At 62.4% G+C, this 18763-nt stretch carries 24 protein-coding genes; 8 read left to right on the top strand and 16 right to left on the bottom strand.

Annotated elements, in window-relative coordinates:
- Positions 1-16 precede the first annotated feature (16 nt).
- A complete protein-coding gene (locus ABMA32_RS20030; protein ID WP_349015573.1) occupies positions 17-919 on the bottom strand; it encodes a LysR family transcriptional regulator in 903 nt (300 codons plus the stop codon).
- A gap of 2 nt (positions 920-921) precedes the next feature.
- The gene (locus ABMA32_RS20025) at positions 922-2130 is read right to left on the bottom strand and encodes an amidase (RefSeq protein ID WP_349015572.1); all 1209 of its coding nucleotides are present in this window, start codon (positions 2128-2130) and stop codon (positions 922-924) included.
- 122 nt (positions 2131-2252) lie between these two features.
- On the opposite strand from ABMA32_RS20025, the gene blh reads away from it, so the two are divergent.
- From blh to ABMA32_RS19990, 7 genes are all read left to right on the top strand, one after another.
- A complete protein-coding gene (gene blh / locus ABMA32_RS20020; protein ID WP_349015571.1) occupies positions 2253-3548 on the top strand; it encodes a bifunctional sulfur transferase/dioxygenase Blh in 1296 nt (431 codons plus the stop codon).
- Positions 3542-3871, top strand: coding sequence for a sulfite-sensing transcriptional repressor BigR (gene bigR / locus ABMA32_RS20015; protein WP_349015570.1), 330 nt, complete (start codon positions 3542-3544; stop codon positions 3869-3871). The genes blh and bigR overlap by 7 nt, the downstream gene beginning before the upstream one ends.
- The gene (locus ABMA32_RS20010; protein WP_425475574.1) at positions 3865-4275 is read left to right on the top strand and encodes a YeeE/YedE family protein; all 411 of its coding nucleotides are present in this window, start codon (positions 3865-3867) and stop codon (positions 4273-4275) included. Before bigR ends, ABMA32_RS20010 begins: the two co-directional genes overlap by 7 nt.
- Positions 4272-4748, top strand: coding sequence for a DUF6691 family protein (locus ABMA32_RS20005; RefSeq protein WP_349015568.1), 477 nt, complete (start codon positions 4272-4274; stop codon positions 4746-4748). Before ABMA32_RS20010 ends, ABMA32_RS20005 begins: the two co-directional genes overlap by 4 nt.
- A complete protein-coding gene (locus tag ABMA32_RS20000; RefSeq protein ID WP_349015567.1) occupies positions 4745-5521 on the top strand; it encodes a sulfite exporter TauE/SafE family protein in 777 nt (258 codons plus the stop codon). The genes ABMA32_RS20005 and ABMA32_RS20000 overlap by 4 nt, the downstream gene beginning before the upstream one ends.
- 501 nt (positions 5522-6022) lie before the next feature.
- Positions 6023-7156: an ornithine/lysine decarboxylase gene (gene odc2, locus ABMA32_RS19995; protein ID WP_349015566.1), complete on the top strand. Its 1134-nt coding sequence runs from the start codon at positions 6023-6025 to the stop codon at positions 7154-7156.
- A gap of 90 nt (positions 7157-7246) precedes the next feature.
- Entirely contained in the window at positions 7247-7825 is a 579-nt protein-coding gene (locus ABMA32_RS19990) for a GNAT family N-acetyltransferase (protein WP_349015565.1), read from the top strand.
- Between the two features lie 15 nt (positions 7826-7840).
- On the opposite strand, the gene ABMA32_RS19985 is transcribed toward ABMA32_RS19990, so the two are convergent.
- From ABMA32_RS19985 to ABMA32_RS19950, 8 genes are all read right to left on the bottom strand, one after another.
- Complete coding sequence (locus tag ABMA32_RS19985) at positions 7841-8125, bottom strand: SCP2 sterol-binding domain-containing protein (RefSeq protein WP_349015564.1); 285 nt, start codon at positions 8123-8125, stop codon at positions 7841-7843.
- Between the two features lie 116 nt (positions 8126-8241).
- A complete protein-coding gene (locus ABMA32_RS19980; RefSeq protein WP_349015563.1) occupies positions 8242-8781 on the bottom strand; it encodes a hypothetical protein in 540 nt (179 codons plus the stop codon).
- The gene (locus ABMA32_RS19975; RefSeq protein WP_349015562.1) at positions 8778-9188 is read right to left on the bottom strand and encodes a hypothetical protein; all 411 of its coding nucleotides are present in this window, start codon (positions 9186-9188) and stop codon (positions 8778-8780) included. The genes ABMA32_RS19980 and ABMA32_RS19975 overlap by 4 nt, the downstream gene beginning before the upstream one ends.
- A 5-nt stretch (positions 9189-9193) precedes the next feature.
- On the bottom strand, positions 9194-9646 hold the full coding sequence (locus ABMA32_RS19970) for a rod-binding protein (RefSeq protein WP_349015561.1): 453 nt from the start codon (positions 9644-9646) through the stop codon (positions 9194-9196).
- Positions 9647-9700: 54 nt separating this feature from the next.
- On the bottom strand, positions 9701-10096 hold the full coding sequence (locus ABMA32_RS19965) for a hypothetical protein (RefSeq protein ID WP_349015560.1): 396 nt from the start codon (positions 10094-10096) through the stop codon (positions 9701-9703).
- Between the two features lie 2 nt (positions 10097-10098).
- Positions 10099-10851 (bottom strand): flagellar biosynthetic protein FliR, encoded by a 753-nt coding sequence (fliR, locus tag ABMA32_RS19960; RefSeq protein ID WP_349015559.1) that lies wholly within the window; start codon positions 10849-10851, stop codon positions 10099-10101.
- Positions 10848-12935, bottom strand: coding sequence for a flagellar biosynthesis protein FlhA (gene flhA / locus ABMA32_RS19955; protein ID WP_349015558.1), 2088 nt, complete (start codon positions 12933-12935; stop codon positions 10848-10850). The genes fliR and flhA overlap by 4 nt, the downstream gene beginning before the upstream one ends.
- 784 nt (positions 12936-13719) lie before the next feature.
- The gene (locus ABMA32_RS19950; protein ID WP_349015557.1) at positions 13720-14874 is read right to left on the bottom strand and encodes an acyl-CoA dehydrogenase family protein; all 1155 of its coding nucleotides are present in this window, start codon (positions 14872-14874) and stop codon (positions 13720-13722) included.
- Positions 14875-15072: 198 nt separating this feature from the next.
- Between ABMA32_RS19950 and ABMA32_RS19945 the strand changes: the two genes are divergently transcribed.
- On the top strand, positions 15073-15762 hold the full coding sequence (locus ABMA32_RS19945; protein WP_349015556.1) for a winged helix-turn-helix transcriptional regulator: 690 nt from the start codon (positions 15073-15075) through the stop codon (positions 15760-15762).
- Here ABMA32_RS19945 and ABMA32_RS19940 read toward each other — a convergent pair.
- The 6 genes from ABMA32_RS19940 to ABMA32_RS19915 are packed head-to-tail and all read right to left on the bottom strand — an operon-like array spanning position 15759 to position 18762.
- The gene (locus ABMA32_RS19940; protein WP_349015555.1) at positions 15759-16154 is read right to left on the bottom strand and encodes an ester cyclase; all 396 of its coding nucleotides are present in this window, start codon (positions 16152-16154) and stop codon (positions 15759-15761) included. The two genes, ABMA32_RS19945 and ABMA32_RS19940, sit on opposite strands and share 4 nt — an antisense overlap.
- Before the next feature lie 52 nt (positions 16155-16206).
- Positions 16207-16473, bottom strand: coding sequence for a flagellar biosynthesis protein FliQ (gene fliQ / locus ABMA32_RS19935; protein ID WP_349015554.1), 267 nt, complete (start codon positions 16471-16473; stop codon positions 16207-16209).
- 30 nt (positions 16474-16503) lie between these two features.
- Positions 16504-16908: a flagellar hook assembly protein FlgD gene (flgD, locus tag ABMA32_RS19930; protein ID WP_349015962.1), complete on the bottom strand. Its 405-nt coding sequence runs from the start codon at positions 16906-16908 to the stop codon at positions 16504-16506.
- A 2-nt stretch (positions 16909-16910) separates the two neighbouring features.
- Positions 16911-17354 (bottom strand): flagellar biosynthesis repressor FlbT, encoded by a 444-nt coding sequence (gene flbT / locus ABMA32_RS19925; RefSeq protein ID WP_349015553.1) that lies wholly within the window; start codon positions 17352-17354, stop codon positions 16911-16913.
- The gene (gene flaF, locus ABMA32_RS19920; RefSeq protein WP_349015552.1) at positions 17351-17698 is read right to left on the bottom strand and encodes a flagellar biosynthesis regulator FlaF; all 348 of its coding nucleotides are present in this window, start codon (positions 17696-17698) and stop codon (positions 17351-17353) included. The genes flbT and flaF overlap by 4 nt, the downstream gene beginning before the upstream one ends.
- 17 nt (positions 17699-17715) lie before the next feature.
- Positions 17716-18762, bottom strand: a complete 1047-nt coding sequence (locus ABMA32_RS19915) for a flagellar hook-associated family protein (protein WP_349015551.1) — start codon at positions 18760-18762, stop codon at positions 17716-17718.
- Between the last annotated feature and the right edge of the window lies 1 nt (position 18763).

The raw sequence follows: 18763 nt of genomic DNA, 5'->3' as shown, positions 1-18763 counted from the left end.
ACGCCGCCACGATTTGTCACCGGTCGCCCTCGGCTTTCTTGAACCACTGGACGAGGAAATCCACGAGCACCCTGACCTTCGCGGGCAAATACCTTCGATGCGGATAGACGGCGAAAATGCCGCCGCCTTTCGGAATCCAGTTGTCCAGCACCGGCACGAGACGGCCGCTCTGAATATCGGGTTCCGCGATAAAGTCGGGCAAAACCGCCCAGCCGAGACCTGAAATCGCTGCGGCACGCGTCGCCATAGGGCTGTTGACCTCAATCCTGCCGGTCACGGAAACCGTAAACATCTGGCCGTTTTCACCGACGAACGGCCAGTTTGAGAGCCAGCGGCCGTTGGTGTCTATCACGCACGGCCTGCTCGACAGGTCTTGCGGCCGTTCGGGCGCACCGTACTTTTCGATCGCTTCCGGTGATGCGCAAATGCGCGTGGTGAACGGCAGGAGTCGTCTTGCGATCAGCGACGAATTTTCCAGTCGGGTGATGCGCACCGCGAGGTCGAAACCTTCTTCCACAAGGTCCACAAAGCGGTCGTCGAGGTTGACTTCAAGAATGATCTCCGGGTGCGCCACCGCAAAGTCGATAAGCGATTGCCCGATCGGTGCGTCGGCAAAGGTTCTCGGTGCCGAAAGCTTGATCCTGCCACGCACGTCGCCCGACGATTCCCGGACGGCGTCCGCGAGACTGTCGACCTCGCGCACGATCTCGGAAGCGCGCTTGTAGTAGGTATGTCCCGCTTCGGTCAGGGAGAATTGCCGTGTCGTGCGGTTGAGCAACAGCGCGCCGAGTTCGTCCTCCAACTCGCGCACATATTTCGACAGCAGAGCCTTCGAGCGACCGATCTTGCGCGCCGCAGCGGAAAAGCCTTCGGCTTCCACCACATCGATGAAGGCGCGCATGCGCGTTAGCGTATCCATTGCTAGGCTCCTGTCTCGATAATCCGACGCCCCAGCCTGATCAGCGCAAGATCGCTTCCTGCGGGCCCAAGCAGCGAGAGGCCGAACGGCGCGCCGTCGACAAAGCCAACGGGCAGGCTGATCTGGGGAAATCCGGAGAGACCGGACCAGCAGAGCAGCCTGATCGCCTGTTCGCGGAAAGCGCCCATTTCTTCGGGTGTACTTGCACTTCTCGGGGCGGCGCAGGGCACCGTCGGCAACAACAGCACCCCGTCGTCGCCAAGCAGTTCGCCGAGTGCGACACGGAACGCTGTCCGAAAGCGCGTGTCGGTGGCTACCTCTTGGGCACTTACTGTTTTTCCGAAAGCGAAGCGTTCGTAGATTGAGGCGCCGATCCGCCTGCCAGGCACGGAGATCCATTCGCCGTGCGCCGCCCATGCCTCGTGCGCCTGAAGCCTGCGCGTCGCCCAGTAGAGCTCGTCGATTCCGAAGGGTGGCTGCTTGGCTGCACGTACTGGACCGAGAACGCTTTCGACGCGGCGTCGCATGCGGCTGTAGGCTGTCGCCTCGGTAGGTCCGGCCAGCAGTTCGTCCAGCGCCGGCAGGGAGATGAGGCGCGGCTTTCCGTCTGGAGGGGCCAACGGGGATGCGCCGGTTTCCGTGATCACTGCCCGACCTACCTTCTCGTAGGTGTCCATGTCCTTCGCGAACCAGCCGAACGTGTCGAACGACGGAGCCAGCGGCATCGTATGGTCCAGCGGGATCAGGCCGTGGGTAGTACGCAATCCTATCAATCCGCAGAAGCTCGCCGGGGCACGTACTGATCCGCCTGTGTCGGAGCCCGTTCCGATATCGACCAGCCCACCTGCCACCGCCGCGGCCGAACCGGATGACGAGCCGCCGGTGATGCGGTCGGGGGCGGCAGGATTGACCGGATGCGGAAAGTGCACGTTCTGCCCGATCATCGAGAAGGCGAGTTCTTCCGTCTGGGTCTTTCCGATAAAACGCGCGCCGGTATCGAGCAGGCGCTGCACAGCAGACGCTGTCGTGAGGGCCGGCTGCGCTTCTGCGTGGCGATCCGGGTTGCCCCATCCGGACACGTAGCCCTTGACGTCGAAGATGTCCTTCACGCCGAGGGTTAGTCCTGCGAGCGGGCCATCCTTCGCACTTTCGACCGCTACCCCGGGATGGTCGAGGAAGGCGTTCAGCGGGTCGCGCGTTTGCAGACTCATCGTTCAATTTCCCGAAACGATCATCGGAACATTGTTCGACATCTGCATGGTTTTCAAGTCCTCTTGAAATGCCTTCAATATACGTTACATGAAAATGTATATTGATTTCGTGGAGCACCGTGATGAATGCCACCAGGATAAGCGATCGGCTGACAGTCGCCGGCCAGCCAGATCCGGCAATGTTCGGGCAATTGGCTGCGGAGGGCTACAAGGTCCTGCTGAATGCGCGGCCGGATGGCGAGGAACCAGGGCAGCCTGGCAACAAGGTTGAAGGGCAGGCTGCAAAAGACTCAGGTCTCGACTATGTGTTCGTTCCGGTCACCGGCCCGGGCATCACCGAAGCCGATGTGCAGGCGTTCCAGAAGACCATTCGCGACGCGAAAGGACCAGTCTTTGCGCACTGCAAGAGCGGCATGCGCGCGCTTGCGCTTTATGCGATCGGCGAAGTGCTGGACGGCAGGATGAAGCGCGACGAGGTGGAGCCCTTCGGACGGAGCCATGGCTTCGACCTGACCGGAGCCGTCCGCTGGCTTGACCGCGAGGCGAAACGCTCGCCCGTGATCAAGGGGTTCTTCGACCCCCGGACATGGAGCATCCAGTATGTCGTGACCGATCCCGCGACGAAACACTGCGCGATTGTCGATCCCGTCTACGACTTCGACGAGAAGTCAGGCTCGACGGGCACGGGCAATGCCGATGCAATCTTGAACTATATTGAAGCCGAAGGCCTGACGGTGGAGTGGATTCTCGATACGCATCCGCATGCCGACCACTTTTCGGCGGCACATTATCTCAAGCAGAAGACCGGCGCGAAAACCGCCATCGGCAGCCATGTCGTCGATGTCCAGAAACTGTGGCAGGGCATTTACAACTGGCCTGAACTCAGGACGGATGGTTCGCAGTGGGACCGGCTGTTTTCAGCAGGCGACACTTTCACGGTCGGATCCGTCAAAGCGCGCGTGCTCTTCTCGCCGGGTCATACTTTGGCGTCCATCAGCTACGTCATAGGCGATGCGGTCTTCGTGCACGATACGATCTTCATGCCCGATTCAGGGACCGCGCGTGCGGATTTTCCAGGTGGCAGCGCGAAGGTGCTCTGGGCGTCGATCCAGGAAATCCTGTCTCTGCCGGATGAGACGCGCGTTTTTACGGGTCATGACTATCAGCCCGGCGGACGCAATCCCAAATGGGAAAGCACTGTCGGCGAGCAGAAGCGGCTCAATCCGCATCTTGCCGGAATGGATGAGAAGCGTTTCGTCGCTTTGCGCGATGCGCGCGACAAGACGTTGCCGATGCCAAAGCTCATCCTGCACGCCCTCCAGATCAATACGCGCGGTGGCCGGTTGCCAGAGCCCGAAGCGAATGGACGGCGCTACCTGAAGTTTCCGCTCGATGCACTGGAGGGTGCGGCATGGTGAGTTCGCTTGCAGAACTTCCCCTTACGGTGTCAGCGATGGAGGACCGTGCGGGGGAGGTGGCGACGCTGCTTAAAGCGCTCGCGCATCCCGTCCGGCTGATGCTCGCCTGTACGCTGGCGGAAGGCGAATTCTCTGTCGGCGCACTAGAAGAGCGGCTGGATATCCATCAGCCGACGCTGTCGCAACAACTCGGGGTCCTGCGCGAAGCGGGCGTCGTGGAGACGCGTCGCGACGGCAAGCAGATATTCTACCGCCTGACCGAGAAGAAGGCGGCACAGCTCATCGATGCCCTTTATTCCATCTTCTGCAAGGATGAATCATGACTCCTTACTGGCCCTCTCTTCTCGGCGGCATGTTGCTAGGCGTGTCCGCCTTGCTGCTGCTCCTCGTCAATGGCCGGATCGCCGGCATAAGCAGCATTGTCGGCCGCCTGCTGGCGGGTCACCAGCTTGCCGCGAACGCTGCCTTTGTCGTCGGGCTGCTGCTTGGGCCGGTACTTTACGCGGCGGCCTACGGCAGTTTTCCCGCGGTCACCATTGCGGCCTCTTGGCCTGCCATCATAGTAGCCGGCCTTCTCGTCGGCTTTGGCACACGCATGGGGTCCGGGTGCACGTCCGGTCACGGAATACTCGGGCTGGCGCGCCTTTCGAAACGTTCTATTGCCGCGACTCTCGTTTTCCTGGTGGCGGGCGTTGCGACGGCTACCGTGGTCGGGGCGGTGTCATGACCGAGCATACCGCCATTGGCCACCACGGCACCCCTTCCACAATACACGCCCTGCCGCGCGTGTTGGTCGCGCTTGTCGCCGGCGCCGTCTTTGGTTTCGGTCTTTCCTTGTCGGGCATGGTCGATCCGGCGCGCGTGATCGGGTTCCTCGACATCGCCAGCGGACATTGGGATCCGAGCCTGATGTTCGTGCTTGGGGGCGCGGTGGCCGTCACCATGCCCGGCGTGCTGTTGCAACGCCGCTTCAGCCGGCCGTTGCTCGACCGGACGTTCCATGTCCCCGCGGTTGATCGTATCGACGGCCGGCTGCTCGCCGGCTCGGCGATCTTCGGCGCTGGCTGGGGGCTGGCAGGCTTCTGCCCGGGCCCGGCGGTTGCCGCGCTGTCCATGGGATTGGCGCCAGTTGTCCTGTTCGTCGCGTCAATGGTGGCCGGCATGATGCTCCACGATCGTCTTATGGCGAGGACGAAGTGAGTCTGCTCGAATTTCTACCGGCGGTCGGCTCCGGCAGCGCGGTCGGCTTCATGCTCGGCCTCGTTGGCGGCGGCGGTTCGATCCTGGCCACCCCGCTTCTGCTTTATGTCGTCGGCGTGTCGAGCCCGCACGTCGCCGTCGGCACCGGGGCTTTGGCCGTCTCGGTGAATGCCTATGCCAATCTCGTCGTGCATGCCCGCAAGGGGCACGTGTGGTGGCGCTGCGCGGCCATTTTCGCCGCCGTCGGCACGCTGGGCACGATCGTCGGTTCGAGCCTTGGTCTCGCGGTCGATGGGCAGCACCTGCTCTTTCTTTTCGGGCTGGTCATGATGGGTGTCGGCTTGATGATGTTGCGTCCCATCAGGACGTCGGTTTCCGCGCCACGGCCTGTCGATCGCCGGATGTGTCTGTTGACCGCCGCGATGGCGCTCGTCACCGGAGCAGCCTCCGGTTTCTTCGGCATCGGTGGCGGATTCCTCATCGTCCCGGCGCTGGTTTTTGCAACGGGCATGCCGGTGATTAGCGCTGTCGGCTCCTCGCTGCTTGCCGTCGGCACATTCGGGCTTGCGACGGCTCTAAACTATGCGCGGGCGGGCAACGTCGACTGGATCGTCGCGATGGAATTCGTCGCGGGAGGACTTGCCGGCGGTATCGCCGGGACTCTTCTCGCGGCCCGCCTGGCGAAGTCCCGAAACGTTCTGAACCGTGTCTTTGCCACGCTCGTTCTTTCCGTTGCCGCTTATGTCATCTGGCAGAATGTGCCGTGGGCATAGGGTCAGTACGGGCTTTCGATTTCTGCAAAAAATCCATTGATTGTGACAGGACGAATCTCTATATCCGCGCTTGCCCAAAGTCGCACGTGCCTGTGGGTGTCCGCCGGTCCCTCGAATGGCGAGGAAATCGGTAAGGTATCCGGAGCTAACCCCTCCGGTCGGATGAGTGGCCAACCTCACATCCGAGGACACCTTGAAGCAACGACGGTGCGGGCCTTTCTGGTTCTCTTCCGGTCGTCCAAAGACCGGGGTTACTGAAGAGGCACACCTTCATTGCCGGCAGTGCGGTAGGGTTCTCCCTCCAAGCCAAGGCAGACAAAGCGGAATTTGACCGGGCTGGTCGAGTTCCATCGCCGCGAGACGGTGTTTCATGGTTCCGGGGTCTCCACCGGCTGGTTCCATGGATGGTCGTCCCGCCTTTGTTTGACCCGCAAGCGCGTGTCGCCCATTGGCGCGCGTGCCTGCAAGCTTGAGCACGTCTGGGCGTGCACGGAGAAGACCATGGCAACGCAGCGTATCCTCGACTTCCTCGCCACCCGACGCCCGAACGGCCCTTGTCTCGTGCTGGACCTTGACGTCGTGCGCGACAATTTCCGTGCCTTCGAAAGGGCCTTGCCGGATTCCAGGATTTACTACGCGGTGAAAGCGAACCCTGCGCCGGAAATCCTGCGCCTGCTCGCTTCGATGGGCTCGTCCTTCGACACCGCGTCCGTTGCCGAAGTCGAGATGGCGTTGGACGCGGGAGCGACCGCGGACCGCATTTCCTTCGGCAACACCATCAAGAAGGAGCGCGACATCGCGCGCGCCTTCCAGCTCGGCATCCGCCTCTTCGCAGTGGACTGCGTGGAAGAGGTCGAGAAGGTGGCGCGCGCCGCTCCCGGCAGCCGGGTATTTTGCCGCGTGCTAACCGATGGCGAGGGCGCAGAGTGGCCGCTGTCGCGCAAGTTCGGCTGCGTGCCCGCGATGGCGGTCGACGTGCTGCGTCACGCCAAGGCCTTCGGCCTTGACGCTTATGGCGTGTCCTTCCACGTCGGCTCGCAGCAGTGCGACCTGACCGCATGGGACCGCGCGCTCGGCGACGCGAAGAAGGTGTTCGCGACGCTTGCCGAGGAAGGCATCGTCTTGAAAATGGTCAACATGGGCGGCGGTTTCCCGACGCGCTACCTGAAGGACGTGCCGGTCGCGCAGGCCTATGGCCAGGCCATCTTCGGCGCTCTTCGCAAGCACTTCGGCAACCAGATTCCGGAAACCATCATCGAGCCGGGCCGCGGCATGGTCGGCAACGCAGGCGTCATCAAGTCGGAAGTCGTCCTCATCTCCAAGAAGGCCGATAACGACAATGTGCGCTGGGTCTATCTCGACATCGGGAAGTTTGGCGGTCTGGCCGAGACGATGGACGAGGCGATCCGCTATCCGATCGTCACGCCGCGCGACGGCGGCGAGGTTGCGCCGTGCGTGCTCGCCGGCCCGACCTGCGACTCGGCCGACGTGATGTACGAAAAGACGCCGTACCCGCTGCCTCTGTCGTTGACCATCGGCGACGAGGTGCTGATCGAGGGGACGGGCGCGTACACCACGACCTACTCGGCTGTCGCGTTCAACGGCTTCGAGCCGCTCCGATCCTACGTCATCTGAGGGCAATTACCTCAGATGACTCGCGGAAGCCGGAACCTTTCTGGCCTCCGCACCTTGTGAACGTCCTGCTGCTCGCAAAGGGTTGGATACATGCAATCCGTTGAAATATTCGGGAAGGCATCCGTTGCATTCTCGATCGTCGTTGAAACCGATCTGGAGTCGCCTGCGCTGGTCGCGGCGCGCGAAGCTTTGCTCGGCCGCGCCATGGGCCGGAACTGGAAGAAGAAATCGTCGCAGAAGCTTCGCCGTGGGCGCCGCCCGTCCGAGGGTCTGGCCTTCGTCGCTCGCGATGAGGCAGGCACGCTGGTTGGTACCGTGCGGCTATGGGATGTCGCTACAGGCGACGGTCGCCCAGCGCTGCTGCTCGGACCGCTTGCCGTCGATCCGTCGCTGAAGTACGCAGGCATCGGCAAGGCCCTGATGGCGCAGGCAATAGCCGAGGGGAAGCGCCTCGGTCATGGCGCAATCCTGCTGGTCGGCGACGCGCCCTACTATGCGCGCTTCGGATTCTCGGCGGAGAAAACCGGCATGCTTTCCATGCCCGGCCCGTACGAACGCGACCGCTTCCTGGGGCTTGAACTCGTGGAGGGCGCGCTCGATGGTGCGCACGGAGTCCTCAAGACCTCCGGCCGAAAGGCAAAGACGCCGCGTCTGGCGCAGGCAGCCTGAAGAAGCCTTCTGCGCTCAGCCTATCAGCTGGCTGAGCGCCATGGCGACCGACATGTCGCCCTCGATCTTGATCTTGCCTGTCATGAAGGCTGCTGTCGGGCTGAGATCACCCGCGATCAGGTCCTCGAGGTCCGACAGAGAAAGCTTGATCGTGCAGTCGGTTTCCTGATCCTTGGTCGAGATCGTTGCGCCGTCGATGACGATAACGCCGTCCGCGCCTGTATCGAATTTCACGGAGCGCTCGAAGCCCGCGCTTTCCACCTTCGACTTGATCTGATCGGCGATCTGCTGGACGCCCATGGAACTCTCCCGTTCATCTGTCTTCACGGGCGAACCCCGCAACTCGTGTAGCAGGATAGCGCGAAAGTCCGCGACCTCAAGCCCGGTTGACCATTACGTCAGGTGAAGAGCCGTCTTCAATGTCCGTCGGCCTCGGGCGGCTCCTTGAAGTTCTTCGACATCTCGCTTGCCGTTGTTCCGGCCTGCAGGCGACGGCGGATCGTGTTGTCGCGAATCTCTTCCTTGGAGAGGAAATCAACCTGCTCGATCAGCACCTCGTGGACGAGATCCTCGCCGACTTTGTCATTGATCTTCGTGCGTATCCCCGCGCGGAACACGTCGAGGTCCAGCGTGTCGGGGCCGGCGAAATCGAGGTCGGGGTTGGCATAGATGTAGGAATAAACCTGATCGATGATCAGGGCTTCGGCAGGCACCGAAAGCGCGGCGAGTTTCTTTGGCTCGATTGTGTAGACGAGCCGGGTCAGAAAATAGCCGGCGACCTGCCCGTCCCTGACGACAGGCACGGAGACGATCTCGGTTTTGATGGAATCGAGGCCGCCCAGGAAGGCCGGGGGCGGTGGAGCATCCATCTTGGCCGAAGCGGTCTGGAAGGAATAGAACACTGCGCCGATCGCCACGGCGCAAAGCCAGAGCGCGGCGACGATGAACTTGATCACCGGCCGTATCCGAATTCGCCGGCCGAATAGGTCCCGTCGTTCTCGGCGCGCTGAATGACATTCTGCATCAGGTTGGCCACTTCGTTGACGGCTGACAGATGCGCGCGGATTGCAGCCTCGTTGTCGGCCAACCTCTCGCGCAGGCGGATCAATCCGTCACGATGCTCTACCGGTACCGCGCCTTCGCGTGCCCCCTTTAGTGCGCGGGTCAGCTCGTAGAGATATCGGCTTTTGCGCGCGTTCGAAGCCTTGATGTCGAAATGGACGTCGGTGCGGATGGCTGTCGTTTCCTCGCCGATTGCCTCCTCTATGCGCCCAATAAGCGCGCCGAGATTGATCGCAGGCGCAGAAGGCTCGGGGGCCGGGCGGACTGCGAGGCTCTGGCTCGATGCACCGTAAAACGACATGTTTGCTATCCGCGCTTCGTTGTGGATCGGTCGATGGTTTCAGCCGGCGCAGTTTCCGTCTGACCAGCGGCGGACTGCGTGTAGTGTTGGCCAAGCATGCGGTCGGCGATGCCGATGCCGCCGCGTTCCGACATGGTGTCGGCGATCTTTTCGGCAAGCAGCGACTTCCACATGTCGCCGGCCATGCCCTTGCCGTAGACGGCGGCTCCGTCCTTCGGCAGCATGTTCTGGATAAACGTCTGCAGGACCATTGCCTCGAAGCGCTTGAAGCTTTCCGGGGAAGCAGTGCCGGGTGCCTCATCGGTGGTGGCAACCGGGGTTGTGTCGATGCTGAACTGCGGTGCCGAGGCATCGCCGGTATTGCGCAGCAGGTCCGTGCGCGCGGCTGCGATTTCCGACAAGCTCGGCGCGCGCGTCAGGTCCAGTCCTATATGGCTTGGCGGAGCGATGGGCACCATGCCGTCCCTGTTTTCCTCGTGCCTTGCTTATGCCAAAACAAGCTTGTGGCAGCCTTACCTGCCTTCCGGCGGCTTTTTCGGACGTTGGCCGATGATTTCCAGACGCTCGCGGTCGCCGCGCTCGCGCTCATAGGCCGAGCGCGCCTCGCGATAGTTTCGCTCGACCATGTTGGTGCGCACGGTGGCGGTCGCCACCTTGCCTGCCTCGTTGCTGGCTGCCTTGCGGCTGGCGTCTTCGCGCGACAGCGCCGACCCAATGCCGCGGTGATAGACGTCCGGGAAAAGCCCTGACAGCGAGTCCTCGGCATTGAAGCGCTCGACCAGTTCCTCGGCTTCCTTCTTCGCGGCGATCGATTGCGAGACGAAGCCGGCATGGCGCAGTTCGTGCATAGCCTTCAGCTGTTCCTGGAGCGCCAGGAGTTTCTTCAATCGCTGCATGCGCTCAGGCATGGCTATCTCCCGATGGTGATGTCGATGAAGCCGTCGGCGAACAGGCTGAGCATGGTCGGGATGGCGAAGTAGAAGATGATGAGGCCGGCACCGATGACGAAGGGAAGCGAGATGAAGTAGACCGGGATCTGCGGCACGAGCTTGTTGACGAAGCCGATCGTGAGGTTGACCAGAAGCGCGTAGGCGATGAACGGGCTGCCTAGCCTCAGCACGAGGAGGAAGGATTCCGAGATCGTGTCGGTGACGTCGACGAGGGCGGCCTGCGGGTTGAACAGCACGTCGAGCGGCGCGACCTGGTAGGACATGACCAGCGCCTTGATGATCTCGTGATGGAAGCCAAGCACGAAGAGCAGCATCAGCGCAGAAAAGGAAATGATCGAGCCGAGTGCGGATTCAGGTTCGCCGTTTTCGATGCCGGGGCCGGCCATGCCGCCGTAGCCGACAAGCATGCCGATCGCCGTACCGATGAACTGCAGAGCGAGCATATAGAGACGCGCCAGCAAGCCGATCAGGACGCCGATGAGAAGTTCGGAGGCTATGCGCGGTACGAGGACGGCGGGTCTGCGGTCGGCGTAGGGATAGATCTGGTCCCACAACAGCAGGAGCAGCCCGCCGGTCACGGCGATTGCGACGAAGAGGCGGATCTGCATTGGGACGCGGGCGCTGGAAAAACCCGGCATGACGAGGAAGCAGGCGCCTATGCGGCAGAAGGCGAGGAACGCTGCGATCACCGCGCCTTCCAGGCTGAAGGTCACGAGATCGTGCCCAGAATGCGCAGTTCCACCCCCTTCGCGATCTCGACGTGCGACAGGACGGGAAGCGTCGGGAACAGGCGCTCGATGATCATGCGCACATAGGGGCGTGCGTCGGGTGCAGTGACGAGCACGAAGCGCTCGCCGGAATCGAGATGGCTGCGGATGGCCTTCGTGGCTTCCTGGCCGAACTCCTCGAGCTGGCGCGGGTCGATGTCGAATTCGCGGACCTCGCCCTTGGGATCGCGCTTGAGCGCCTGATGGAACGCCATGTCCCAGCGGTTGCCGAGGCGCAGCACCTTGAGCGTGCCGGCCTCCGAGAGGTCGCCGCAAATCTGCTGCGCCATGCGGATGCGGACGTGCTCGACGATCTGCTCGGTGCGGCGCACATGCGGCGCGATTTCGGCGATGGCCTCGATGATGAGGTGCAGGTTGCGGATCGAGACGCGCTCGGCCAGAAGCAGCTTCAGCACCGCCTGCAGGCCGGGGTACGTTATGTGCGTGGTGCAAATCTCGTCGGCGAGCTTCTTGTATTCTGGATCCTGGCGGTCGAGCAGCGCCTTCATGTCCTTGTAGGACAGAAGCTGCGGCAGGTTGTTGCGGATCACCTCCGACAGGTGGGTGAGCAGCACCGACATGTTGTCGGCGAAAGTGTACTGCTCGCGCTTCAAATCCTCCGAGAACATTTCCGGCACCGACCATGCCCGCATGCCGAAGGCGGGTTCGCGCACTTCTTCGCCGGGAATGTCGGGAGCGTCGCGGTTGCCGAGCAGGACGGTAACCTCGCCGACGCGCATGGCGTGTTCGGCGACCACGGTGCCGTGAACCTTGATCTGGTAGCTCTTCGCCGGGATGCCGAAATCGTCGGTGAGCTTCACCTCGGGGACGACGAAGCCGTATTGCTGGGCGAATTTCTTGCGCATCTTGGACATGCGGAAGGCAAGCTCCTGATGCGCCACCATCAGTTTGGTCGACAATTGCTTGCCAATCAAAAGCTCGATCTCGGCGGTGGCGAGCGAAGCCTTCACCGAGTTCTTTTCCTCGTCGACCTTGGCGGCGGCCTCCTGCTTCTTGACGGCCTCGGCCGCGGCCACGCGACGGCTCTCCTGCAGCGGAATGAAGTAAGCGAGGGACGCCATGGCGCCGGCGAGCGTGACGAAGGGCAGCATTGGCAACCCCGGCATCAACGCTAGCAGGAGAAGTAGCAACGCAGCGACGTAAAGGGCGCGCGGATAGGCACCGAGCTGGCCGAAGACCGCCTTGTCGGCCGAGCCGCGCGTGCCGCCCTTGGAGACAAGAAGGCCGGCGGCGAGCGAGACGATGAGAGCGGGAATCTGCGTAACGAGGCCGTCGCCAACCGACAGCTTGACGAAGACGTCGGAGGCGTGGCCTAGGTCCATCCCGTGACGGAAATAGCCGATCGCTATGCCGCCGACGATGTTGATGAAGGTGATGATGAGACCGGCAATCGCATCGCCGCGCACGAATTTCGACGCACCGTCCATCGAACCGAAGAAGGAGCTTTCTTCTTCCAGCTCGCGGCGGCGAAGCTGCGCGGTCTTGTCGTCGATGACACCGGCGGAAAGGTCGGCGTCGATCGACATCTGCTTGCCGGGAATGGCGTCGAGGGTGAAACGCGCGCCGACCTCGGCGATACGCGTCGCGCCCTTGGTGATGACGATGAAATTCACGACGATCAGGATCATGAATACGATCAGGCCGATGACGAAGTCGCCGGACATGACGAGGTTCGAGAAGCCCGAGATAACGTAGCCGGCCGCGTGGGTGCCTTCGTTACCGTGCGACAGGATCATGCGCGTCGTCGCGATGTTGAGCGAAAGGCGCAGCATGGTGGCGATGAGCAGGATCGTTGGGAAGGACGAGAAGTCTAGCGGGCGCGCGATCCACAGCGATACCATCAGGATGAGGACGGAGAGCGCAATAGAGAAGGCCAGACCGACGTCGATCATGAAGGCCGGGATCGGAAGGAACAGCACCGCCAGAATGATGACGATGCCAAGCGCGAAGAACACGTCGCGGCCATTCTTGGCGGCGGGTACTGCTCCGATCGATTCCGATATTGCCATGTCTCGTCCAACCGCAAACGGCCCGCGTCAGGCACAGGCCCGGTGAGGGTAGGAGGTCAAGCTTGTGCGAGGGTGGGGAGGGGGTTGCGAAGCGGATGGAGAGCCGGTGTTGCGGCGACGTTGGCGCGTCCCTCAAAGAGGTTGCTCCCCCCCTCCGTCACGACCCTGCGGGTCGCGCCACCTCTCCCCAGCTTCGCAGCGTTTGAGGATGCGCTAATCGCTGAGGGCGGCGCGTTCCTCACATCACCCCGGCGCTGCGCGCCGACCCTCCCCTCAAGGGGAGGGTGACAGACGCACTTCATCATTGCCACGCCCTGCTGTCGCAGTCTGGCCATTTCAAAGAGCGCTGCTCGCCACGGGAGCAGAAGTCGGGAAGCGGGGCACGGGGCCGAGCCTCTAAGTTAGTTATACGTGGCGCGGTTCCCGCACCCCGCCGGCGTTCTTGCCCCGGCGGAGGACACGGCCGTTGCCGCTGGTCTCCATGAGGGCCCGGACCTGGGGGTTCATCACCCAGCCAACGCTACCGCAGCGTCGACCGACCCGGCGCCGCCGCCCTCCCTGATACCCGGTGCGCACCAGGTTCCCGTGAGGGCGATGGGGGCAGTATGCGGGAGGTCTGAGGGGCGTGGATAAATCCGGCAGATTTTTTCGCTTGGCCGGATGAAATCATAGGTTGGGCAGAAGGTGCCTCCACGCTGCGCTGCCGGCCTTCCTTCTCCCTCTGAGGGGAGAAGGAAGAGGCGCTTGTTCTGGACGCCTCTGGCGCGGTATCGAATGCAGTCGATCAAAACACCTTGTCGATAGGTAGGCCGAGGGCCAGCGAGCCGGTGTAGGTGGCCTGCGGGCCTTGCTGCAGCGGGTGGAAGCGAGCGCCCTGGATGTCGCGGAAGCGGCGTTCCAGACCGGCGGAGCGGTAGAAGCCTGCGCCGCCGGCAAGCTCAAGCGCCAGTTCGACCGTCTCGATGGCGTTCGTGGCGACAAGCGTGCGCCCGATCATGATCTCGTTGACCGACTGGGCGGAGGGAGCGTTCTGCTCGACGGTCGCGATCATGTGGCGGTGGGCGATCTGCGCAGCGCGCAGCGCCGTGTCCATGCGGCCGGCGAGGCTTGTCGTGTGCTGGTTGGCAGGCTTCCTTTTCGCCAGATCGATCGCGATGACCCGTGCGCTCTCCGCGACGCCAAGATAGGCGGCATAGATCAGCGGGAAGGCGATGGTCGAGATGATCTGGAAAAGCGGGTGCCACTCGCCGCTTGTTCTCGTGACCGCAACATTGGCGTCGGGCACAAACAGGCCGTCGATGACGACATCGTTGGAGCCGGTGCCGCGCATGCCGAGCGTGTGCCAGGTGTCTTCGACCTTGACCGAGTCGGCCTTCATGGGCACGCCGAAATGCAGAACCTTGGCCGGCGTCTCGCCTTGCAGAATCGCACCGGTCATCAGGATGTCACCGGCTTCAGCGCCCGAGGTGAAGACCTTGCGCCCGGTGATGCGATAACCGCCATCGACCTTCTCTGCCTGGCCGGAGCCGGCGATCCAGTCGGAGCCGCCGCTCGACAGCAGCACGATCCTCTCGGCGGCGACACGTTTCAGGAGTGGCTCCACGACAGTCACTTTCTGGTGACGCCAGCGCCAGGCCGGAATAGCGACCTGGTGCGTGTGCATGGAGAAGGCCAGGCCAGTCGATCCGCAAGCCTGCGCGATGATGCGGATCATGTCGGCAAGTTCGGCAACCTCGGCGCCGTGTCCGCCCAGTTCGACGGGAACGCCAGCCTCGACTAGGCCGGCCTCCTTCAGGGCCTTGTAGTTCTCGGCGACGAAATGGTCTTCCGCGTCGGCCTTGGCAGCGCCCTTTGCAAAGGTGGGAGCCAGACGGGTCGCGATCTCTCCAACCGTCTCGGTTGCTGCATGCGTTTTTTTCAGTGCATTGGGAGTGCTCATTTCATTTTCCTCGCTGTATAGTGATGACGAGAAAATCTCCCTGCCCGGCGAGATCGTCCAGTTCAGGAAATGTACTGGTGTTGTGTAGCGGGAGAATGTTCGCTGCCGGGCGCATGTAACAGCATTGAAACTGACGGCGGCAATAAGCCGATACCTGGAAGCATCAGGAAGCAGGTCTCACTTCAACAAGGGTGGAGCATGCCTGAACACAGTGGCTACGGACAGTTCTGCCCGGTCTCGATGGCAGCCGAAGTATTCTGTTCGCGATGGACTCCCCTGATATTGCGAGAGTTGATGGCGGGAACCACGCGTTTCAACGACCTGCGGCGTGGCGTGCCGCGTATGTCACCGGCGCTTCTTTCCAAACGACTGAAAGAATTGGAAAAAGCTGGCATCGTGGCCGTCGAGAGACGCGGCGGGACGGTGGACTATACGTTGACGCCAGCAGGCATGGACCTGCGCGAGGTCGTGATGACCCTCGGCATCTGGGGACAGCGATGGGTGGAATCGCAGCTCTCGCTGCGCAACCTCGATCCGACGTTGCTGATGTGGGACATGCGCCGCAACCTGATCGTGAAGCCGCTGCCACCACGCAAATGCACGATACAGTTTCAGTACCCCGAACTTCCCGGCGCGAAAAAGAATTTTTGGCTGGTGGTCGACAACGCGGTCGTGGATCTCTGCTACTTCGATCCGGGCTTCGAGATCGACCTGCTCGTGCGCTCGCCGCTGCGCACGATGACGGCGGTCTGGATGGGGCTTGCCAAGCTGCGGAGCGAGATCGACGCGGGCACCATCGAACTCGATGGCGACCCGGCTATCGCCGGCGCGATGCAGAACTGGCTGGGGCTTAGTCCGTTTGCGAACGAGACGCGGAGAGTGGCTTAGAGTGTTGCGAGCTGGCGTTCGACCGCCAGCTTGTCCACGATCGACCAGACCCGCACGATCTTTCCGTCAAGGAACTCATAATAGACGTTCTCGGAAAACGCGACCCGACGCCCGTCGACGGGAAGGCCGAGAAAATCGCCGCGCGGCGAGCAGTGAAAATCGAGGCGGCTAGCCACAAAGGGTGGGTCGCATACCAGCAAGGCGATGTTGAAGCGGAGGTCGGGAATCTGGTCGAAGTCGCATTCCAGCATGGCGCGGTAGCCGGAGAGACCGAAAGGCCGGCCGTTGTGCTCGGCGTCTTCATGGACGAATTGTCCGAGCCTTTGCCAGTCCTGCGCGTTCAGGCAGTCGATGTAGCCGTGGTAGATGTCAGAAAGGCTGGCCTTGTCCATGCTGTCACCATCTCCGGTATCCGAGGATTGTCAAATCCGGCACCAGATCGGCTCAGAAGCCGGTCTCGATACGCTCGAAGATGACGTTGGTGAAGGCCGATATCTGTGCGCCGATGAACGGGCCGGTGAGGGCGACGACCAGCATGATCGCCACGATCTTCGGCACGAAGGTCAGCGTGATTTCCTGAATCTGGGTTAGCGCCTGGACAAGCGCGATGCCAACGCCGACCAACATGGCCGCAGCGACCGCGGGGCCGGACGCCACGAGCACGGTCCAGATGGCGTACTGGACGATATCGAGTGCGTCGGCTTCATTCACGGTCGGGCGTCCCTGTCTTGCGCAGCGATGTCAGGAAATCCTGACACCTGCACCCACAACGACTTCCTTGCCATTGTCCAGCTTGGCGACGATGCCGTCTGCATAAAGCTTCACCTCGGTCACCTTACCGGTGATGGAGCCGTCCTGCGAGGTCAGCGTTCGGCCGATGATGGCATCAGCCTGGGAGAGTGCATTGGACTGGAGCATCTGGTCCAGCTTCTGGTTCATCTGCACCGCCTGCTCGACATTGCTGAAGGAGGCGAGCTGCGCCATGTACTGCGTCGAGTCCATGGGGTTGGTCGGGTCCTGGTTCTTCATCTGCGCGACGAGAAGCTTCAGGAAGGACTGGTAGTCCACCTGGGTCTTGCTGGCCGCGTCCGTCTGGTTTGTATTGGTGTAGTTAGACGTGCTGGTGCCGGCTGGATTGACGACCATGCTCATAACGCGGCTCCTGCAGCCATCTTCTGTTGCGGGACGGGGAAATCGTCATTGTCGCCGAGCGCCATGCGTTCCAGCGGGTAGAGGCCCCGGATTGCCTTCAGCGCCTCGTAGACGTGGCCTTCGCCAACCATCCGGTCGATGTGCTTCAGGGTGCCGGTGATTTCGGGATCGCTGAAGCTTGCGATCATCAGTGGAAGCGAGCGGCGGAACATGTCGTAGGCGTCGTTCGCGCCGGTCGGGTTCATCAGCATGACCTGCAGGATGAAGTAGAGCTGGCGGAGCGGCGTGTTGGCCTCTTCCATCTGGAGGACATGGCTTTCGAGGAGGAACTGCACATCGTTCAGCAATTCCAGCGTGACCTTGCGGTCGACGCGGACGACGGCGCCGTTGAGATAGATCTTCTCGCCGGGTTTTAGCGAAATCTTGAGCGTGTTCTTCATTGGATTCCGTCCCTGATGATCTGTGAGACTTCGATCAGTCCGTCGAAATTATCGGAGCGGCCCTGGCGCACGTCCTCGGCCTCGCGCAACAGCCAGAGGCCGATGGAGATGAGGTTGGCGCGCAGTTCCTTGGGCAGGGCGTTCTCGGGGCTGCCGAGATCCTCGACGAGCGTACTCCAGACGCGGTTGAGGAAGTGGATCGCTTCCACCGCTTCCTGGGAGTCGGTTCCCACGGCGCGGGCGGCGACAAGCATGTCGATGGAGCGGGTCAGGAGCTGGCGTTCGCGATCCTTGGCGTCGGCGACCGAGTCGGTCTGGATGTCGGCGTAGGAAAACTGATACATGAAATGGTCCCCGTCCCTTATCCCAGGAAGCGCAGCAGGCTGAGCTGCTGGATGCGCGCGGTAATTGCGTAGGAAGTCTCGAGTTGCGAGAGGAGGTCGCTGACGCGGCTTGCCGCCTCGTAGGGATCGACGCCTTCCGTGTCGATGATGAGCCGCTCGAATAGATCGGCCTGCACCTTTATGCGGTCGCTCGCGGCGTCGACGCGTTGTTCGACGACGCCTGTTTCCGACTGCAAAGCGGCGAGAGAGGCGATCGCCTCGCCGACGACGCCGACCATCTGGTTGACCAGCGCGTTGCGGCCGGCTTCGCTGAGATTGGCGTCGAAGAGATCGCCGATCGAGGCGGCGGCCATGGCGAGCTTGCGGATGGCGTCGTTGTTGCCGCTGACCGAGGTCGACGCGGTTTCGTTGAGCGCGATGCGGCTGACGATGGTCTGGTCCGTCGCGCTCGACCAGTTGGCCTGCCAGCCGGAGCCGAGGAACTGCGGCTCCAGCGCTGTCGTGATGAAGGTTTCCATGTCGGCGGCCGAGATGCTGGCGGCCTGCGGATCGCTTTGCGAGAAGCCGAAATGCGTCTGGAACGCCGTGTCGAAGGCGGTCTTTGCCGGCGAACCGGATGCGAAGGCGTCGATCGGTTTCACGTCGGTGTTGATGCCGGCGAAGATGTATTCACCGTTGAACGGCGTGTTGAGGACGGATGTCAGCGCGGCCAGCGCCGATTTGCCGGCATCGCGTGTTACCGAAGGTGCAGCGTCTCCCGAGGCATTGGCGGTGAGCACGCCGAGCAGTTGCTCGGCGATGCCGGTCATGGAAGTCAGCGAATCCTGCGTCGCCTTGAGGCGGGCGGAGACGATGCCATTCGAATCGACGATACCGTTGAGGCGCTCCACGTCGCGGGCGAAGGTCACGGTCTGCGCCGTGCGCGCGCCAAGCGCGATGCCGCTGTCGAAGACCTTGCCGGTGTCGCGCTCCTTCTGCGCCTTCACCAGGTCGACCTGCGTGCGCATCGTCGAGTAGCGAAGGGACTGCGAACTGGAAAGGGTCGAGACAAGCGTTGTTTTCATG

It is taken from the genome of Mesorhizobium quangtriensis (assembly GCF_040081925.1).
GTDB lineage: Bacteria > Pseudomonadota > Alphaproteobacteria > Rhizobiales > Rhizobiaceae > Mesorhizobium_K > Mesorhizobium_K quangtriensis.
Note: the sequence above shows the minus strand (reverse complement) of the source record. Positions and strands in the feature narration are given on the sequence as shown.

What these genes read in the sequence shown, in the direction of transcription:
- flgD (WP_349015962.1), bottom strand. Translation starts at nt 16,908, where the DNA reads ATGGTCGTCAATCCAGCCGGCACCAGCACGTCTAACTACACCAATACA.
- blh (WP_349015571.1), top strand. Translation starts at nt 2,253, where the DNA reads ATGAATGCCACCAGGATAAGCGATCGGCTGACAGTCGCCGGCCAGCCA.
- ABMA32_RS19970 (WP_349015561.1), bottom strand. Translation starts at nt 9,646, where the DNA reads ATGGTGCCCATCGCTCCGCCAAGCCATATAGGACTGGACCTGACGCGC.
- ABMA32_RS19990 (WP_349015565.1), top strand. Translation starts at nt 7,247, where the DNA reads ATGCAATCCGTTGAAATATTCGGGAAGGCATCCGTTGCATTCTCGATC.
- ABMA32_RS20025 (WP_349015572.1), bottom strand. Translation starts at nt 2,130, where the DNA reads ATGAGTCTGCAAACGCGCGACCCGCTGAACGCCTTCCTCGACCATCCC.
- ABMA32_RS19945 (WP_349015556.1), top strand. Translation starts at nt 15,073, where the DNA reads ATGCCTGAACACAGTGGCTACGGACAGTTCTGCCCGGTCTCGATGGCA.
- ABMA32_RS19975 (WP_349015562.1), bottom strand. Translation starts at nt 9,188, where the DNA reads ATGTCGTTTTACGGTGCATCGAGCCAGAGCCTCGCAGTCCGCCCGGCC.
- ABMA32_RS20005 (WP_349015568.1), top strand. Translation starts at nt 4,272, where the DNA reads ATGACCGAGCATACCGCCATTGGCCACCACGGCACCCCTTCCACAATA.
- ABMA32_RS19915 (WP_349015551.1), bottom strand. Translation starts at nt 18,762, where the DNA reads ATGAAAACAACGCTTGTCTCGACCCTTTCCAGTTCGCAGTCCCTTCGC.
- odc2 (WP_349015566.1), top strand. Translation starts at nt 6,023, where the DNA reads ATGGCAACGCAGCGTATCCTCGACTTCCTCGCCACCCGACGCCCGAAC.
- ABMA32_RS19985 (WP_349015564.1), bottom strand. Translation starts at nt 8,125, where the DNA reads ATGGGCGTCCAGCAGATCGCCGATCAGATCAAGTCGAAGGTGGAAAGC.
- flaF (WP_349015552.1), bottom strand. Translation starts at nt 17,698, where the DNA reads ATGTATCAGTTTTCCTACGCCGACATCCAGACCGACTCGGTCGCCGAC.
- flhA (WP_349015558.1), bottom strand. Translation starts at nt 12,935, where the DNA reads ATGGCAATATCGGAATCGATCGGAGCAGTACCCGCCGCCAAGAATGGC.
- ABMA32_RS20030 (WP_349015573.1), bottom strand. Translation starts at nt 919, where the DNA reads ATGGATACGCTAACGCGCATGCGCGCCTTCATCGATGTGGTGGAAGCC.
- flbT (WP_349015553.1), bottom strand. Translation starts at nt 17,354, where the DNA reads ATGAAGAACACGCTCAAGATTTCGCTAAAACCCGGCGAGAAGATCTAT.
- ABMA32_RS19965 (WP_349015560.1), bottom strand. Translation starts at nt 10,096, where the DNA reads ATGCCTGAGCGCATGCAGCGATTGAAGAAACTCCTGGCGCTCCAGGAA.
- ABMA32_RS19940 (WP_349015555.1), bottom strand. Translation starts at nt 16,154, where the DNA reads ATGGACAAGGCCAGCCTTTCTGACATCTACCACGGCTACATCGACTGC.
- ABMA32_RS19950 (WP_349015557.1), bottom strand. Translation starts at nt 14,874, where the DNA reads ATGAGCACTCCCAATGCACTGAAAAAAACGCATGCAGCAACCGAGACG.
- bigR (WP_349015570.1), top strand. Translation starts at nt 3,542, where the DNA reads ATGGTGAGTTCGCTTGCAGAACTTCCCCTTACGGTGTCAGCGATGGAG.